This is a genomic window from Streptomyces sp. NPDC047971 (assembly GCF_040653355.1).
Lineage (GTDB): Bacteria > Actinomycetota > Actinomycetes > Streptomycetales > Streptomycetaceae > Streptomyces.
In genome coordinates this window covers 126858-143084 of the sequence record NZ_JBEZNW010000011.1, presented here as the reverse complement: position 1 = coordinate 143084, position 16227 = coordinate 126858, and the positions used below count along the sequence as shown (strand labels likewise).

The 16227-nt window shown below is 74.7% G+C and carries 16 protein-coding genes; 9 read left to right on the top strand and 7 right to left on the bottom strand.

The annotated features are described in order from the left end of the window. Window positions 1-44: 44 nt before the first annotated feature. Window positions 45-1073 (top strand): NAD-dependent epimerase/dehydratase family protein, encoded by a 1029-nt coding sequence (locus AB0D99_RS13825; RefSeq protein WP_362360056.1) that lies wholly within the window; start codon window positions 45-47, stop codon window positions 1071-1073. 121 nt (window positions 1074-1194) lie between these two features. Here AB0D99_RS13825 and AB0D99_RS13820 read toward each other — a convergent pair whose 3' ends face one another. Further along, on the bottom strand, window positions 1195-2307 hold the full coding sequence (locus AB0D99_RS13820; protein WP_362360053.1) for a HAMP domain-containing sensor histidine kinase: 1113 nt from the start codon (window positions 2305-2307) through the stop codon (window positions 1195-1197). Beyond that, window positions 2300-3100 (bottom strand): response regulator transcription factor, encoded by an 801-nt coding sequence (locus AB0D99_RS13815; RefSeq protein WP_362360050.1) that lies wholly within the window; start codon window positions 3098-3100, stop codon window positions 2300-2302. The genes AB0D99_RS13820 and AB0D99_RS13815 overlap by 8 nt, the downstream gene beginning before the upstream one ends. A 124-nt stretch (window positions 3101-3224) precedes the next feature. Here AB0D99_RS13815 and AB0D99_RS13810 point away from each other — a divergent pair, with 124 nt between their 5' ends. Genes AB0D99_RS13810 through AB0D99_RS13800 form a run of 3 tightly spaced genes read left to right on the top strand, consistent with a single transcriptional unit; the run spans window position 3225 to window position 5211 of the window. Beyond that, a complete protein-coding gene (locus AB0D99_RS13810) occupies window positions 3225-3941 on the top strand; it encodes a glycosyltransferase family 2 protein (RefSeq protein ID WP_362360047.1) in 717 nt (238 codons plus the stop codon). Next, a complete protein-coding gene (locus AB0D99_RS13805; protein WP_362360044.1) occupies window positions 3938-4558 on the top strand; it encodes a DUF2064 domain-containing protein in 621 nt (206 codons plus the stop codon). Before AB0D99_RS13810 ends, AB0D99_RS13805 begins: the two co-directional genes overlap by 4 nt. After that, a complete protein-coding gene (locus AB0D99_RS13800) occupies window positions 4555-5211 on the top strand; it encodes a methyltransferase domain-containing protein (RefSeq protein WP_362360041.1) in 657 nt (218 codons plus the stop codon). Before AB0D99_RS13805 ends, AB0D99_RS13800 begins: the two co-directional genes overlap by 4 nt. 49 nt (window positions 5212-5260) lie before the next feature. On the opposite strand, the gene AB0D99_RS13795 is transcribed toward AB0D99_RS13800, so the two are convergent. After that, the gene (locus tag AB0D99_RS13795) at window positions 5261-5665 is read right to left on the bottom strand and encodes a hypothetical protein (RefSeq protein ID WP_362360038.1); all 405 of its coding nucleotides are present in this window, start codon (window positions 5663-5665) and stop codon (window positions 5261-5263) included. Further along, entirely contained in the window at window positions 5665-6807 is a 1143-nt protein-coding gene (locus AB0D99_RS13790) for a molybdopterin-dependent oxidoreductase (protein WP_362360035.1), read from the bottom strand. The genes AB0D99_RS13795 and AB0D99_RS13790 overlap by 1 nt, the downstream gene beginning before the upstream one ends. Before the next feature lie 113 nt (window positions 6808-6920). On the opposite strand from AB0D99_RS13790, the gene AB0D99_RS13785 reads away from it, so the two are divergent. After that, window positions 6921-8363: a glycosyltransferase 87 family protein gene (locus AB0D99_RS13785; RefSeq protein ID WP_362360032.1), complete on the top strand. Its 1443-nt coding sequence runs from the start codon at window positions 6921-6923 to the stop codon at window positions 8361-8363. Between the two features lie 157 nt (window positions 8364-8520). Here the strand turns inward: AB0D99_RS13785 and AB0D99_RS13780 are convergent, their stop codons facing one another. From AB0D99_RS13780 to AB0D99_RS13770, 3 genes are all read right to left on the bottom strand, one after another. Beyond that, window positions 8521-9039, bottom strand: coding sequence for a hypothetical protein (locus tag AB0D99_RS13780; protein ID WP_362360029.1), 519 nt, complete (start codon window positions 9037-9039; stop codon window positions 8521-8523). Continuing rightward, window positions 9036-10286 carry a molybdopterin-dependent oxidoreductase gene (locus tag AB0D99_RS13775; protein WP_362360158.1) on the bottom strand — a complete coding sequence of 417 codons (1251 nt, stop codon included), beginning with the start codon at window positions 10284-10286 and terminating at the stop codon, window positions 9036-9038. Before AB0D99_RS13775 ends, AB0D99_RS13780 begins: the two co-directional genes overlap by 4 nt. A gap of 195 nt (window positions 10287-10481) precedes the next feature. After that, complete coding sequence (locus AB0D99_RS13770; RefSeq protein WP_362360026.1) at window positions 10482-10748, bottom strand: hypothetical protein; 267 nt, start codon at window positions 10746-10748, stop codon at window positions 10482-10484. A gap of 295 nt (window positions 10749-11043) precedes the next feature. Here AB0D99_RS13770 and AB0D99_RS13765 point away from each other — a divergent pair, with 295 nt between their 5' ends. From AB0D99_RS13765 to AB0D99_RS13750, 4 genes are all read left to right on the top strand, one after another. Continuing rightward, window positions 11044-12105: a helix-turn-helix domain-containing protein gene (locus AB0D99_RS13765; protein WP_362360023.1), complete on the top strand. Its 1062-nt coding sequence runs from the start codon at window positions 11044-11046 to the stop codon at window positions 12103-12105. Between the two features lie 150 nt (window positions 12106-12255). After that, window positions 12256-12759 (top strand): hypothetical protein, encoded by a 504-nt coding sequence (locus AB0D99_RS13760; protein WP_362360020.1) that lies wholly within the window; start codon window positions 12256-12258, stop codon window positions 12757-12759. 55 nt (window positions 12760-12814) lie between these two features. Continuing rightward, window positions 12815-14245 (top strand): SPFH domain-containing protein, encoded by a 1431-nt coding sequence (locus AB0D99_RS13755; protein ID WP_362360017.1) that lies wholly within the window; start codon window positions 12815-12817, stop codon window positions 14243-14245. Window positions 14246-14352: 107 nt separating this feature from the next. Next, a complete protein-coding gene (locus AB0D99_RS13750; RefSeq protein WP_362360155.1) occupies window positions 14353-16221 on the top strand; it encodes an NAD-binding protein in 1869 nt (622 codons plus the stop codon). Window positions 16222-16227: the final 6 nt, after the last annotated feature.

Genomic DNA, 16227 nt, shown 5'->3' with positions numbered 1-16227 from the left:
TCGTCGGGCGCCCCGCCCCGGCACGCGCGGCATAGCGTCGGGGAATGCGTGTACTTGTGACTGGAGGAGCGGGCTTCGTCGGCTCGCACGTCGTCGCCGAGCTGGGCCGGGCGGGCCACGAGCCGGTGGTCCTCGACCTGGCGGAGGACGGACGGGACGTACGGGATCCGGAGGCGGTGCGGGACGCCCTGGCCGGGGTCGACGCCGTCTGCCACCAGGCGGCCAAGGTGGGCCTGGGCAAGGACTTCGGGGACGCGCCCGGATACGTGTCCGCCAATGACCTCGGCACGGCGGTCCTGCTGGCCGGGATGGCGCGGGCCGGGGTGCGCCGGCTGCTGCTCGCCGGATCGATGGTCGTCTACGGCGAGGGACGGTACGCGTGCGCCGCGCACGGCGTGACCCGGCCCGGACCGCGCGCCGAGGCCGACCTGAGGGCCGGCCGGTTCGAGCCGCGCTGCCCGGACTGCGGCGCCGACCTGGCACCGGGCCTGGTCGCCGAGGACGCGCCGATGGACCCCCGGAACGTCTACGCCACCACCAAGCTCGCGCAGGAACACCTCGCGGCCTCATGGGCCCGGGCGATCGACGGACGCGTGATCTCGCTGCGCTATCACAACGTCTACGGGCCGGGGATGCCCCGGGACACCCCGTACGCGGGCGTGGCCGCCCTCTTCCGGTCCGCGCTCGCGCGCGGCGAGTCGCCGCGCGTCTTCGAGGACGGCGGCCAGCGGCGGGACTTCGTCCACGTACGGGACGTGGCCTCGGCCAACGCGATGGCGCTGGAGGCGCTGGACGACGGGCGGGCCTTCACGGCGTACAACGTCGGGAGCGGCGATCCGCGGACCGTCGGCGACATGGCGCGGGCGCTGTCCGCCGCGTGCGCGGGCCCGTCCCCGGTCGTCACCGGCGAGTACCGGCTGGGCGACGTCCGGCACATCACCGCCGACTCGGCGCGGCTGCGGCGCGAGTTGGGCTGGCGTCCCGCGGTGCCGTTCGCCGACGGCATGGCCGAACTCGCCGCCCGCACGGAGGGCCGGCTCCCGCGGGAGGCCGTACTCACCCGCCGCCCGTAGGGCCCCCGGCCCGAACCGGGCCGGGCATCCACCGTCCGGCCCCGCCCGAACCGGGGCCGGGTCGTGTCCGGATTGCCGCTCCTGGCTCGCGAAACCCTGCGGGCGGACGGCCGGACCCTGCCTAGGAGGCCGGCGCCGGCAGGGTCAGTTCGAAGCGGCAGCCGCCGGAGACGTTGCGGACGTCGGCCCGGCCCGCGTGGGCTTCGACGATGCCCCGGACGATCGCCAGTCCGAGGCCCGCCCCGGAGGGAGGGGTACGGGCCGGATTGCCGCGCCAGCCGGTGTCGAAGACGCGCGGAAGGTCTTCCTCGGGGATGCCACCGCAGGCGTCGGTGACCGAGAGCACCACCGCGTCCGCCCGGCGTTCGGCGGCGATCGCGACCGTCCCGTCGGCGGGGGTGTGACGGATGGCGTTCACCAGGAGGTTGGAGAGGACCCGGGTCATCTCCTTGCCGTCCACCTCCACCGGCAGCGGCGCGACGTTCCCGCCCGCCAGACGCACGCCGTGTTCGCGGGCGAGGGCGTCGGCGCCGGCCAAGGCGTCCCCGACCAGGTCGTAGAGGGACATCCGGGTGGGGCTGAGGGACAGCGCGCCCGCATGGATGCGGGAGAGTTCGAAGAGGTCCCCGACCATGGAGTTGAGCCGGTCGACCTCGGTGCGCATCTGACGGTGGTAGCGGGCGGGGTCGGCCGCCACGCCGTCCTCCAGCGCCTCCGACATGGCGCGCAACCCGGCCAGCGGGGTACGCAGGTCGTGCGAGATCCATGCCACGAGTTCGCGCCGGGAGGTCTCCAGGGCCCGTTCGCGTTCCCGGGAGGCGGCCAGCCGTTCGCTGGTGAGGGCCAGCTCGCGGCTGAGGGCCGCGAACTCGGCGGGGGCGGGGACCGGCGGGGCCGTGAACGTGCCCCGCTCCCCGAAGCCGCGGGCCGCGCCGACGAGTTCGCGGCAGCGCCGTACGACCTGGCGGCCCAGGAGCAGCGCGGTGCCCAGCGACACGACGGCCGCCATCGCGACGACCATGGTCACCACGGCCAGGTCGTGCGAGGACAGGAACATCGCCCACGCCACCGCGAGCGTCCCGGCGAGCATCGCGGACACGGCGACCGCGGCGACGACGGCGAGGGACACCGCGACGCTCCGGCGCCGCAGGACACGCAGCGCCACCGCTCCCAGGAGGCCGGCGGCGCCCGCGCCGAGGAACGCGTACAGGGCGATCAGCAGCAGGTCACGCACGGTCCACCGCCGTCCCGGCGGCCGACGTGTCCGGGGACGCCTCGAAGCGGTAGCCGATGCCCCAGACGGTCTGGATCAGGCGCGGGTTCGCCGGATCGTCCTCGACCTTTCCGCGAAGCCGGCGCACATGGACGGTCACGGTGGACAGATCCCCGAAGTCCCAGCCCCAGACCTCGCGCATCAGCCGCTCCCGGTCGCAGACCTGCCCCGGATGCCGCAGGAAGTAGGAGAGCAGATCGAACTCCCGCAGGGTGAGGGCGATCTCGCTGCCGTTCTTGGCGACCCGGCGGGCCGCCGGGTCCACGCGGAGCCCCGCCGCTTCGAGCCGTTGCCCGCCGGCCGGTTCGGCGGCCGTTGCGCGGCGCAGGACCGACCGCACCCGCAGGACGAGCTCGCGCGGGCTGAAGGGTTTGGTCACGTAGTCGTCCGCGCCCACCTCCAGGCCCAGGATCCGGTCGTCCTCGTCGCCTCGCGCGGTCAGCATGACGACCGGGACGGGCGGGCCGCCGTGCTCCCGCGCGCGCAGCCGGCGGCAGACCTCCAGCCCGTCCATGCCGGGCAGCATCAGGTCCAGCACCACGAGGTCGGGCCGGAGCTCCTCGGCGGCGCGCAGCGCGCCCGGCCCGTCCGCCGCCAGGCGGACGGCGAAACCCGCCCGCTTCAGATACTCGGCCACGACCTCCGAGACGGTCGGATCGTCGTCCACGACCAGGACACCGCCCACGGCACCGGTCTCCCCGCCGCCGTCGTCCCGGTGGCCTTCGTACGCCCGCTCCCCATCGCTCACTGCCATGGCCCCAGGTTGTCACCCGTCCGGGCCCCGCCGTACCGCGGCTTGCCCTCGCCGGAGAGGGTGTCCGCGTTTCGTAAGGTCTCGGAGCGCCCTTTGCCGGTCCCGGATTCCTACGGTGTGGAGGGTGACTTCATCTGCCTGTACACCGCCCCTCGCGGACCTCGTACTGCCGTGCCTCGACGAGGCCGAGGCGCTTCCCTGGGTGCTCGCGCGGGTGCCTGCCGGGTGGCGGGCCATCGTCGTCGACAACGGCTCGACCGACGGCTCCGCGGAGATCGCCCGCGGCCTCGGCGCGACCGTCGTGCACGAGAGCCGACGCGGCTTCGGTGCCGCCTGCCACGCGGGGCTGCTCGCGGCCCGCGCCGACCTGGTCGGCTTCTGCGACTGCGACGCCTCGATGGACCCCGGGCTCCTCGCCCCCATGGCCGCTCGGGTGGCGGCGGGCGAGGTCGACCTGCTGCTCGGGCGACGCCGCCCGCAGGGCTTCGGCGCCTGGCCCGCGCACGCGCGGGCCGGCAACCTCGCCCTCGCGCGGATGCTGCGCCGCCGCACCGGGCTGCGCCTGCACGACCTCGGGCCGATGCGGGTGGCGCGCCGGGAGGCCCTCCTCGGACTGGGCCTGACCGACCGGCGCAGCGGCTATCCGCTGCAGATGGTGGTACGGGCGGCCGACGCGGGCTGGCGGGTGGCCGAGACGGCCGTCCCCTACCTGCCCCGCTCGGGGAAGTCGAAGGTCACCGGGACCTGGCGGGGCACCTGGCATGCCGTACGCGACATGCGCCGGGTGCTCGCGGAGCCACCCGGCGCACGGCCCGTCGCGGCCGGGGAGGTCTCCGTATGAGCACCCTTCTCGTCATCGCCAAGGCCCCCGTCGCCGGACGGGTCAAGACCCGTCTGACCCCGCACTTCACCCCCGAGGAGGCGGCCGCGCTGGCCCGAGCCGCGCTCCAGGACACCCTGGCGGCCGTGCTCGCCGCCCCCGCCGAGCGCCGTGTCCTGGTACTCGACGGGCACCCGGGGTCCTGGCTGCCCGAGGGCGTCGAGGTCGTCCCGCAGTGTGCCGGCGGCCTGGACGCCCGGCTGGCCGCGGCCTTCTCCCACGTGGACGGCCCTGCCCTGCTCATCGGCATGGACACCCCGCAGGTCACCCCCGACCTGCTCGCCCGGGGCCTGGACTTCGGCGAGGCGGACGCCTGGTTCGGGCCGGCCGACGACGGCGGGTTCTGGGCGCTCGGCCTGGCCGAGCCCGATCCGGCGCTGCTCCTCGGCGTCCCCATGTCGGTGGCGCACACCGGGCGGGAGCAGCGCCGGCGGCTCACCGCGTCCGGCCGGGCGGTTCGGGACCTGCCCGCACTGCGCGACGTGGACACCCCGGACGACGCGGCCCGGGTCGCGGCCGCCCTGCCCGGCACACGCTTCGCCGCCCTCCACGGTGGCCTGTGCGCGGCGGCGCGATGACCGCCCAGGTGACCGAGCCCGCCCTGGCCTGGCGGGCGGACCCGTACGCCGAGGCCCTCCGCTCCGGCCGGGGCCCGCTCTATCTGCGCCGGGGCGACGGCTGGCTGCTGCCCCTGGAGGTCGAGCGCTGGTGTGCCGAACCCGACGCGGCCGACGCCACGGTGCTGACCCGCTGCGCGGGACGCGTCCTGGACATCGGCTGCGGGCCGGGCCGTCTCGTCGCCGCCCTCGCCGCCCGCGGGCAGCGGGCGCTGGGTGTGGACGTCACCCCCGAGGCGGTGGACCGGACGGTGCGCGCGGGCGGGAGGGCCCTGTGCCGGTCGGTCTTCGATCCCCTGCCCGACGAGGGCCGCTGGGACACCGTCCTGCTCATCGACGGCAACATCGGCATCGGGGGCGACCCGGGCGCCCTGCTGCGCCGCGCCGCGGAGCTGGCCTCCCCGGTCGGCTCCCTGCTGGTCGAGGTCGCCACCGCCGATGTCGACGAGCGCGTCGAGGTCCATGTCGACGACGGCCGCGGCGGCCGGGGAACTCCCTTCCGGTGGGCCCGGCTCGGCACCCGGGCCCTGTGCGTCGAAGCCTCGGACGCCGGATGGACACGGTCCCTCACCTGGCGGGCCTCGGGCCGCGCCTTCGTGGGCCTGCGCCGCTGACGGGGACCTGGAGGGGCCGGCCGGCCACGCGCCCCTCCACGTCCCCCGCTCAGCGTCGCCGGGACGCCCGTCGCAGGCATCCGCGCACGCCGGCGTACCCGACCGCGATCACGGCGACGGCCGCCATCGCCAGGAGCCAGTTCCGCGGGTAGTCCAGCGGCAGCACCGTCGCGTTGGCCACGGCTCCGGGCCGCAGGAGCGGCGGCAGGGCGATCAGCGTCAGCGAGCCCGCGACGATCAGGGCGGCGCGCGGAACTCCGCGCGGACGCAGGCCGACCGCCGCTCCGAGTGCGGCGACCGCGTACACCAGCGGTGCGATCAGCCCGTCGTGCACGAGGACTCCCGCCACGAGCCACACACCGACCCGCCACGCGTCGGGCAGCTCCACCAGCAAGGAGCCGCCGAAGGCCATCAGGGCGATCCCGCAGCCGCCCACCAGGTGGCGGCACGTCATCACAGCACCTCCAGCCGGCCGACCCACTTGGTCTGGAGCACGCCGGGACGGTTCGGAGCGATGATCCGGGCCGGGTAGCCGTGGTCGAGCGACAGGACCTCGCCGTTGAGACCCAACGCCAGCAGGGTGAGCGGGTCCTGGGCGTACGCGCGGCCCATCTCCGTCACCCGGTACGCGCCCGCCGCCTCCACGGACACCACCCGGCACCGCGCGCCGGGCCCGGCACCGGCGAGCTCCAGCAGGTCCCTCACCCGTACCCCGGTCCACCGGGCGGACGTGCTCCACCCCTCCACGCACGCGAGCGGCAGCGTCACCTCGTGCTGCCGCATCCGGCGCAGCTCCTCCAGCGTGAGGACGTACGGGCGCGGCCCCGCGACGGCGAGTCGCCAGCCGGTCAGCGACGCCACGGTGACGCGGGCCGCGGCGGCCGTGCGGTTGACCGGCAGTCCCTGCGGCCCGTGGGCCGGACTGCGCGGACCGAACAGCTCCAGGGGGCCGAGCGGGGTGACGGACTGCCCGACGGTCGTCAGGGTGACGGCTCCGGCGCCCGCCGCGACGGCCGCCAGCAGCTGACGGCGGTCCGGGCCGTCGGCGGCGGGAAGGGCCAGGGTCCCGGGTGAGCGGCGGGTGAAGTGGTCGCGGATCCGCGGCCACTGGACGGCGAGGTGGAGCAGCAGCGCCCCCATCAGGAGCCAGCCGACGGCGTGGTGCGCGGGCACGAAGGAGAACGCCCAGGGGTACCACTGGAAGGTGTTCAGCAGCCCCGTGACCAGCTCGAAGATCCCGGCGGCGACGAGCACGGCCACCGAGAGGCGTTCCAGCGCATGCCGGACCGACCGGACCGGCGGCCACGCGAAGAGCCGCGGGTAGACCGCCCACAGCTTGGCCGCCAGCAGCGGGATCGCGGCGGTGCCCGAGGCCACGTGCAGCCCCTGGGTGAACCGGTAGCCCCAGGACGGGCGGCTCGGCAGCAGGTCGGCGAGCCGGCCGGGCGGGTGCTGGAGGAGGTGGCTGAGCAGGCCGGTCGCGAAGCAGACGACGACCGCGAGCCCGAGCAGGCGGCCGATCACGGTCGCCGTCCGGGCGTCGTGGAGACGTGCCGTGAAGGTGAGGGGCGGTCCGGAGAACGGAGTGAGACGCATGCCCCCATGACACCCCCGGCAGGGCCCGCACGGACCGCCGGAACACCTTACGGAACAGGGACATGCGGGCGTCCCGGCCCCGCTTCCGGGACCGTTCCTGGAACGCTGCGGAGGTGAACCCGCGCACCGCCCTCACCGCCACGGTCCTCGCCGCCCTCGTCGCCGCGCTCGTCCTGACGATCCGCTACGACGGCTATGTCGCCGACCCCGGAGGGCTGTTCCTGCGGTACGCGGCCTGCTGGGCGCTCTTCGCCTGCGCTCTGCTCGCGCTGCGCCGGGTCCCGGCCTCCCACGTCGGGCCCCTGCTCGTGGCCGGCGCGATCGCCGTGACGGTGACCGGCCTCGTGGCACCTCCCCGGACGAGCACCGACGCGTACCGCTACGCCTGGGACGGCCGTGTCCAGTCGGCCGGTGTCTCTCCCTACGACCACGCCCCGCGGGACCCGGAGCTGGTGCGACTGCGCGACCCGTGGCTCTTTCCCACGGGGGCGGACTGCTCCGGTCCGGACCGTGCCCGCGTCCCGAGTACCGGATCGGTGCCGCACTGCACGCGCCTCAACCGGCCCGCCGTGCACACCATCTACCCGCCCGTCGCCGAGGCGTACTTCCTGGCGGTCGACCGGCTCTCCCCGGAGGGAGCCCGGCACAAGCCCCTCCAGATCGGCTCCGCCCTGACCGCCCTGGGCGTGACCGGTGCGGTGGTGCTGATCCTGCGCCGCAGGGGCGCGGACCCGCGCCGGGCCGCCTGCTGGGCGTGGTGCCCCGTCGTCCCCGTCGAGGCGGTCAACAACGCCCATGTGGACGTCCTCGGGGCGCTGTTGGCCGTGATCGGGCTCGGGCTCCTCGCCGTCCTTCCGGGCCGCAGGGCCCTCGGCGGCTTGGTCCTCGGCGCCGCCGTCGCCACCAAACTCATGCCCGCCGTCGTCATGCCGGGGGCGCTGTCGGGTGTCCGCCGGGTCCGCGACGCCGCCGCCGTGCTGCTGCCCGCCGGCGCCTTCGCCGTGCTCGCCTACCTGCCGTACGTCCTCGTCTCGGACGGTTCCGTCTTCGGCTACCTCGGTGGCTATGTGGAGGAGGAGGGCTACGACGACCCCGGGGCGGGCCCCCGGTACGCGCTGCTGCGGCTGGTCCTGCCCGACAGCTGGGCGCTGCCCGTGGTCCTCGCCGTCATGACGGTCCTGTCCGTGTACGTGATGCGGCGCGGTGACCCGCTCCGTCCGTGGAGCGGCGCGCTCCTGGTCACCGGCTGGGCCTTCGTCCTCCTCACACCCGGCTACTCCTGGTACGCGCTGCTCCTGGTCGCCCTGGTGGCGCTGGACGGTCGCTGGGAATGGCTCGGCGTCGCCCTCGCGGGCCCGGCCGTCTACGTCCTCGGCCGGGTCTTCGACCACCGTGAGCCGACGGCCGCGATCGCGTACGGTCTCGCGGCGCTCCTCGTCCTCACCGCCGCCGTGGTGCGGCGACGGAGGAAGCGGAGCGGGCCCGCGGACGGCTCCGACCGGGAGCGAGCACTCGCGTCGCCGCCCCCGGCCGGCACGGCGACCCGTCCCGGGTAGCGCCGTCCGGGACGGGTGACGCCGAGTCCGCTCGGACGGCGGCCGTCCGACACGGGTCGCGGGCGGCTCGTCCGGATGGCGACGCCCGGCCGAACCGGGCCGTGCCCGACACACGGGTGGTGCCGCGGCGGTGGTGCCGCGCCGCCGCGCCCCGCCGTCACCGCGCGGCCTTCCGTGCCCGTCGTTCCCGTCGTGCCGCTCGTCGTCGCGGCGCCGATCCGTGCCGGCTCCGGACGAGGAGGACCACCGCCGAGCCGACGAGGAGCGCGGCGGTGATCAGCAGCCAGCGCCCCAGGAACCCGTCGGCCGGCAGTCCCGTCGCGGCCGTGTAGGTGTCCACCCGACGCAGGATCAGTGGCCACCACACCAGCAGCAGGAGGCCCGAGACGAAGAGGGGGACACGCACGTAGTTCACGCTCGGCCGCGCCGGCCCCTCCCCCGCCTCCGCCCCTCGCGCGAAGAGGCGTTGGACGGCGCGGTCGGTCACCGCGTACAGGGGCAGCAGCACGAGGTCGTGCAGGAGCGCCGCCCCCACGAACCACAGGGCCACCCCCAGGGTGTCGCCCTTGAGCAGCCGCACGCCCGCGTAGGCGGCGAGGGCGAAGGAGGCCAGCACCAACAGCAGGTGGAGCGGGGAGGCGCCGTACCGGCGGCGGAAGGCGGTCGTGCCGCTCATGCCGGCTCTCCGAAGGTGATCCGGGTGACCCACTTGGTGTTGTGGACGCCGGGAGCTCCGGGGACGATCACCCGGGCCGGGTAGCCGTGGTCCCGCGAGAGCACGGCGCCGTTGACGCGTACGGCCAGGAGTGAGCGGTGGTCCCGCACCTGGTTGTCCCTCAGCACGACGGAGCTGAACGCCCCTCCCCGCTGTACCGATTCCACCAGGGCCCGCGGGGTGTCGGTGCCCCGTCCCACCAGTGCGGCCAGGTCCGTGAGCCGGACTCCGCTCCACAGCTGGTCGGTGGTCGACCAGCCCTCCACGCAGGCGATGGGCAGGGCCGCCTCGTGCTGCTCCATGGCCAGCAGCTCGTCCCTGGTCAGAACGACCTGGCGGCCCCCGGCGAGAACCGTCAGCCGCCAGGCGGGGCCGACGTCGCTGGGCCGGATCCCGACGGATGCCGCGGTCTTGTTGATCTGGAAGCCGTTCGGCCCCGAGCCGGGATCCCGGCCGTGCGGGGCGAGCAGAGCCGTCCGGCGCCACCAGCCGCCCACGCTCTGCCCGGCCGTCACCACGAACAGCGCCAGGGATCCGAGTCCGACCATGCCGAGCGCGCCACGCCGCGAGATGGTCGGGGGCGCGGGCCGCGGCGAGACGAGCCCGGCCGCCTCCTCCGAACCGGCCTCCGGCGGCGCGCTGCCGCGCCTCACGGCGCGAAGGGCCCGCCGCAGTCTGAAGGCCACGTGCACGACGAAGGCGCCGATGAACACCCAGGCGCCGTAGAAGTGCAGGACGTAGAAGGAGCCCGGAAAGATGTAGTGCAGCTGCACGTTGAGGATGCCGGTGGCGAACTCGAAGCCGGCCCCGCCCACCAGCAGGAGCAGGGACAGACGCTCGACGCCGTGGCCGACCGACCGCACGGGCGGCCACTGGAAGAGCTTCGGGATGACCGACCACAGCTTCGCCAGCAGGACCGGGACGAGGACGACGCCGAGGACCACGTGCACGCCCTGGTTCACCCGGTAGAGCCAGTACGGCGAGGTCGGCCAGGAGAACAGGGTGAAGCCGAGCCACCCCTTGTCCGGTGTCTGGTCGTTGACCGGCGACAGATCCGGGTTGTACGCGGCGTACGACAGCAGGCCCGTCACGAACAGCAGCGTGATGCCGACCAGCAGGACGAGCCCGAGCACGGAGGTGAGCCACGGGCCCCGCAGCGGGCTGCGCCAGAACTCCGGACGCGTCGGCCCCGGCGGCGGCCCCGTCAGGGCCGCGCGCGGACGCTTCGGCGGAGCCTGCCCCTGCGCAGGCTCCGGCGGCGTCGGGGGTGGGGTCCCTGGCCGCTGCCGCTCGCCGTCGCTCGCCTCCACCGGGCACCTCCGCACCTCGCCGCTCCCTCGGGGAGAACATCCCGCACCGGAGCCCGGACCGGGGCTGTGACACGCCCGCCGGTGGACGTCCCGTCAGGTGCGGGCCGGCGCCGGTTCCGCCGGGACGGTTCCGGTCGGAGGGTCGTACGAGGGGAACGACCAAGAGGGATCGGCCGGATGGCTCCATGTGGGCCGGGCCGGGGGCTCGAAGGGGCCCGCCTGGTTCTCCATGAGGACGAGCATGAGGAGGGCGAAGCCGACACTGGCGATGATGAGCGCGAGCCCCAGGGGATTGTTCGCGTTGTAGACGTAGCGGCTCGTTCCCCACGTGCTCTTCTTGAAGACGGGTTCGTCGTCCATCGGCCGCTCTCCTTCCATGGCTGCGATCGCGCGGCCCGGCCGGTACCCGGCGGCCCGCCCGCGTGGGGCGGCGCGGCGGCCCGACCCCGCGCCGCGGCGGTCGTCCTCCGGGTGTCTCCTCGGCAGGTGTCCTCCGTGGCGTCATCCTGACGCGGCGACAGGTCCGCGCGCATTGCCGTCTCCCGGCAGTCCTGACGAGTCCTCGATGCCGGTGGGGCACCCTCGGAGACGGCATGCGAGTCTTGGGCACCGCGTGTCAGGAGACGGTCGACGCGTCGGAGAAGGGGGAGGCACAGTGGCTGAAGGGGAGCCGGTCCACGAGTACCTGGACGGGTACGCGGAGATCCTCACGCGGGTCTGCGCCACCGGCAGGCGGCTGACCCGCGAGGAACGGGAGGCGCTGCGGTCCCGCGGGGAGCGGGCCGCGGAGGCGGGCGTCGGCCTGCGCGCGGCGGTCCGTGCCCACCTCGCGACGGCCCGGGCGCTGCGCCCCCGGCTGTCCCGGTCCGCCGCCGAACACCTTCTGGCCGCCGCCGAGGAGACCGTCGACGCCTTCGCCGAGGGCCACGAGCGGGCGCAGCGTCTGGCGGTGCGCCAGGAAGAGGCGGCTCGGCGGGAGTTCATCGACGACCTGCTCCACGGCCGCAGCGACCTCGGGCGTCTCGCCGAGCGCGCCGAACGGTTCGGGCTGCTCCTCTCGCACGCTCACGCCGTCGCCGTCGCACAGGGTTCGGAGCCGTACGAGGACGGATACGCCGTCTCCCGCGGAGTCGAGTCCTCGCTCGTGGCCCGCTTCGGGAACCGCAGGATCCTGCTCACCACCAAGGACGGTCGCCTGATCTGCGTCGCCCCGGGTGACGAGCCGGACGTGCTGGCCTTCTTCGCGAAGCAGGCGTACGCGGCGACCGACGGCGGCCGGGTCGCCGTCGGACGCCCGCACTCCGGCGCCGGCGGAGTCGTCCACTCCTACGAGGAGGCGCTCAACGCCCTCGACCTGGCCGATCGCATGGATCTCGACGCCCCGGTCCTGTACGCGGCCGACCTGCTCGTCTATCCCGTGCTCACCCGGGACCGGCAGGCGATGGCCGAACTGGTGCGGGGAGTTCTCGGTCCCCTGCAGCAGGCCCGGGGCGGTGCGCAGCCGCTCCTCGACACCCTCACCGCGTACTTCGACACGAACTGCGTCTCCGCGGAGGCCGCCCGCCGCCTCTCGCTGAGCCCTCGCGCCATGACGTACCGGCTCGACCGCATCCGGCGTCTGACGGGTGCGGACCCCGCCGATCCGGCCGAGCGCTACACCCTCCAGACGGCCGTCATCGGCGCCCGCCTCCTGGACTGGCCCGAGCAGCCGCTCTGAGCCCGGCCGGGGCCGGACGCGACCCGTCGGCACGGCCACGGCATTAAGAACGCGTAAAGATTGCCGGGCTCCGGCAGTGAACCACCGTGCGATGCGGTGGGACGATCCTCTGGACGGCGGAGACGGGGGAACGTCCGAAGGAGCTGGACCATGGCGTGGTTTCTGGGGCTCGGCATCGCCGGGCTCGTGCTGCTGGTTCTGGCCCTGGTCCTCGACGGGGTGCTGGAGGGGGTCCTCGACGGGGTCGGCGGGGGACTGGACGGGTTTCTGTCGTTGCCGGTGATCGCCGGATTCGTGTCGGCGCTCGGTTTCGCGGGGGCGATCACGATGGGCGTCACCGGGACGGGGGCGGGGGTCGCCACCGGCGCGGGCACGGTCGCGGGGGGCGTCGTCGCCTGGCTGACGGGGAGGTTCAGCCGGGCGCTGATGCGCGACGAGGCAGCCGTGCCGCGTGGCGACGACCTCACCGGCAGTCCGGGTCGGGTCGTCACCGCCATCCCGGCCGGCGGATACGGCGAGGTGCTGTTGCGTCTCGCGGGCCAGCCGGTCAAGTACGCGGCGAAGGCGTCGGCCCCGGTTCCCCGCGGTGCCGAGGTGTGGGTCGAGTCGGTGCTCTCACCGACGTCGGTCGCCGTCCGCCCGGTGGAACGCTGACGCGTCCGCCGTCGCCGGCTCTTCACGTTCCGTTCCAAGCGAAGGGGGTCTCCTCATGAGCCCTGTCCTCATGGCCGTGCTGGGCATCGTCGTCCTGCTCGTCCTGCTCGGCTTCGTCGTCATCACGCGCTACAAGGTCGCGGGACCGAGCGAGGCGTTCATCATCACCGGGCGCCGCGGCAAGCAGGCCACCGATCCGCAGACCGGCCGGGTCTTCACCGACAACAGCGGCCAGAAGGTCGTGGTCGGCGGCGGTGTCTTCGTCGTGCCGTTCGTGCAGCAGAGGTTCACCCTCGACCTGTCCAGCCGGCACATCCCCGTCGCGGTGCGCGGCGCGGTGACCCTGCGCGGGGTCAAGGCCAACCTGGAGGGCGTCGCGATCGTCAAGGTCGGCGGCACCGAGGACTCGATCCGGGCCGCCGCGCAGCGGTTCCTGATGCAGCAGAACGGCATCGTCGGCTTCACCCAGGAAGTGCTCTCCGGCGCGCTCCGCTCCATCGTGGGCCGCATGTCGGTCGAGGACATCATCCGCGACCGCGCCGCCTTCGCCGGCCAGGTCGCGGAGGAGGCCGAAGCCAGCCTGTCCGGCCAGGGGCTGGTCCTCGACGCCTTCCAGATCCAGGACATCACCACCGAGGGCTCCTACCTCGAGGACCTCGGCCGCCCGGAGGCCGCCCGCGCCAGGCAGGAGGCCGACATCGCCGAGGCCGTCGCCCGTCGCGCCGCCGAACAGGCACGGCTGAAGGCCGAGGAGGAGATCGCGATCGCGCAGCGGACGCTCTACCTCAAGCAGGCCGAGATCAAGGCCCAGACCGACGAGGCCGCCGCCCAGGCCAACGCCGCCGGTCCGCTCGCCGAGGCCGACCGCCAGCAGCAGATCCTCACCGAGCAGGAGAAGGTCGCGGCGCGTCAGGCGGCGCTGACCGACCGTCAGCTCGACACCCAGGTCCGCAAGCCCGCCGACGCCGCCCGCTACCAGGCCGAGCAGGAGGCCGAGGCCCGTCGTATCGCGTCCGTGAAGGAGGCGGAGGCGGCCGCCGAGCGGGCGCGGCTGACCGGTGAGGGCGAGAAGGCGCACCGCGCCGCGCTCGCCGAGGCCGTACGCATCGAGGGCGAGGCCGAGGCCGCCGCCATCGGCGCGAAGGGTTCCGCCGAGGCCGAGGCCATGCGGAAGAAGGCCGACGCGTTCGCCCAGTACGGTGACGCGGCCGTCCTGCAAATGCTCGTGGAGGTACTGCCGGAGGTCGTCGCCAAGGCCGCCGAGCCGCTGGCCGCCGTGGACAAGATGACCGTCATCTCCACCGACGGGGCGAGCCGGTTGACCCGCACGGTCACCGACAACGTCACCCAGGGCATGGAACTCCTCTCCTCCGCCACCGGAATGGACCTCGCCGCCCTCCTCCAGGGCCTCACCGAGAAGAAGCCCGCGCCGGCCCCGCCGGCGGCGACACCGTCCGACAACGGGGTCGTCGAGATCACCCACTAGGGCCGGAGGCCGCCCCGGCCGGGCGGAGCGGCGGTACGCGGGACGTCACCGGGGGGGACATGAGGGAACAGCCGCAGTTTCAGGTGGAGTCAGGTACCGGTGGCCACATGGTCGTCTGCGGCGACGACGGGCTGGCCCGGAGGCTGGCCGACGAGTTGCGGGTGGTCTACCGGCAGCGGGTCGTCCTGGTCGTCGGTGAGGATGGGGCCGACGACCGGACCGACGGCCCGCTCGTCGGTCCGGCCGACCCGGCGAGCGGCGGAGGGGTCGTACCCGTACGTGTGCTGACGGCCCAGGCCCCGACACGGGAGACGTTGCTCCTGGCGGGGGCCGACCGGGCGACGGCTCTCGCGCTGCTGTACGAGGACGACGAGACCAACCTCCGGGCGGCGCTCGCGGCCCGTCGGCTCAGTCCGGGGCTTCGCCTCGTGGTCCGCATGTACAACCGCAAGCTGGGACAGCACCTGGAGGAGCTGCTCGACCAGGCCGCGCTCGTCCACGCTCCCGGTAGGGACCGGGCGGTCCTCGACGCCTCCACGACCGTCCTGTCCGACGCGGACACCGCCGCGCCCGCCCTCGCCGCCACCGCCGTCGCCGGCACGAGCAAGGTCGTCCAGGCGGGCGGCGTCCTCCTGCGGGCCGGCGAGCGCACCCCGCCCGGACGCGGCGAGGTGCCGGACCCCGGTCTGTGCACCCTGGCGCTGCTCTCGTCCACGACCGCGGATCCGGCGGGCGCGGAGGGCTCGGAGGCCAGCGGCCCTCACGGGCCCGTCCTGCTGCCGGACGACCGGACAGTGGTGGGCTCCACCGGTCGCGGCAGCCTCGTCCTGGAGACCGTGCGGTACGCCGGACCCGCCCTGCCCGCGCGCCGCCTGGCCCGACGCGGGGCGCCGCTGCGTGAGCTCTTCTCCAGCCGCCTGCGCTGGGCGCTGGCAGGCATCGTCGCCGCCGTCCTCGCCCTGACCCTCACCACGACCCTGCTCACCGACGCCGACCCGGTGCACGCCGCCTACATCACCCTGCTCGACCTCTTCTCGATCAACGACCCCGCCCTCGAAGCTCCGATGACGAACCAGATCCTCCAGCTTCTGACCGGGCTCGTCGGCCTCGCCCTGCTCCCCCTGCTCGTCGCCGGGGCTCTCGAGGCCCTGGGCACCTTCCGCGACGCGGCGGCCCTGCGGCGTCCGCCCCGGGGGCTGTCCGGCCATGTCGTCCTGCTCGGCCTCGGAAAGGTCGGCAGCCGTGTCCTCGCCCAGCTGCGCGAGCTCGACATCCCGGTCGTCTGCGTCGAGGAGGACCCCGACGCCCGCGGCATCCCCCTGGCCCGCGGCCTCCATGTGCCGGTGGTGCTCGGCGACGTCACCGATGAAGGCGTCCTGGAGGCGGCAAAGATCGGCCGCGCGCATGTGCTGCTCGCCCTGACCAGCTCCGACACCACCAACCTGGAGGCGACGCTCCACGCCCGCACGGTCAAGCCCGACCTGCGCGTCGCCCTGCGCCTGTACGAGGACGAGTTCGCGACCGCCGTCCACCGCACGCTGCGCACCACCCACCCCGAGGCCCTCACCCGGAGCCGCAGCGTCACCCACCTGGCCGCCCCGGCGTTCGCCGGCGCCATGATGGGCCGCCAGATCCTCGGCGCGATACCGGTCGAGCGCAAGGTCCTGCTCGTCGCCGCCCTGCTCGTCGCCGGACACCGCCAGTTCGAGGGGCGTACCGTCGCCGAGGCGTTCCGTCCCGGCGCGTGGCGCGTCCTCGCCCTCGACACCGCCTCCCCCGCCGCGCGCCACCCCGACCTCGCCGCCGCCCACCACGACGGCGACCCGCCCCAGCTCCTGTGGGACCTCCATCCCGGCTACGTCCTGCGCCCCGAGGACCGCGTCGTCATCGCGGCGACCCGAAGCGGCCTGGCCGAACTGCAGGGCACCACCACACGCCGTACCGTCCGTCGCGCGGAGGTCGTGGGTCGGGACTGAGCCGGT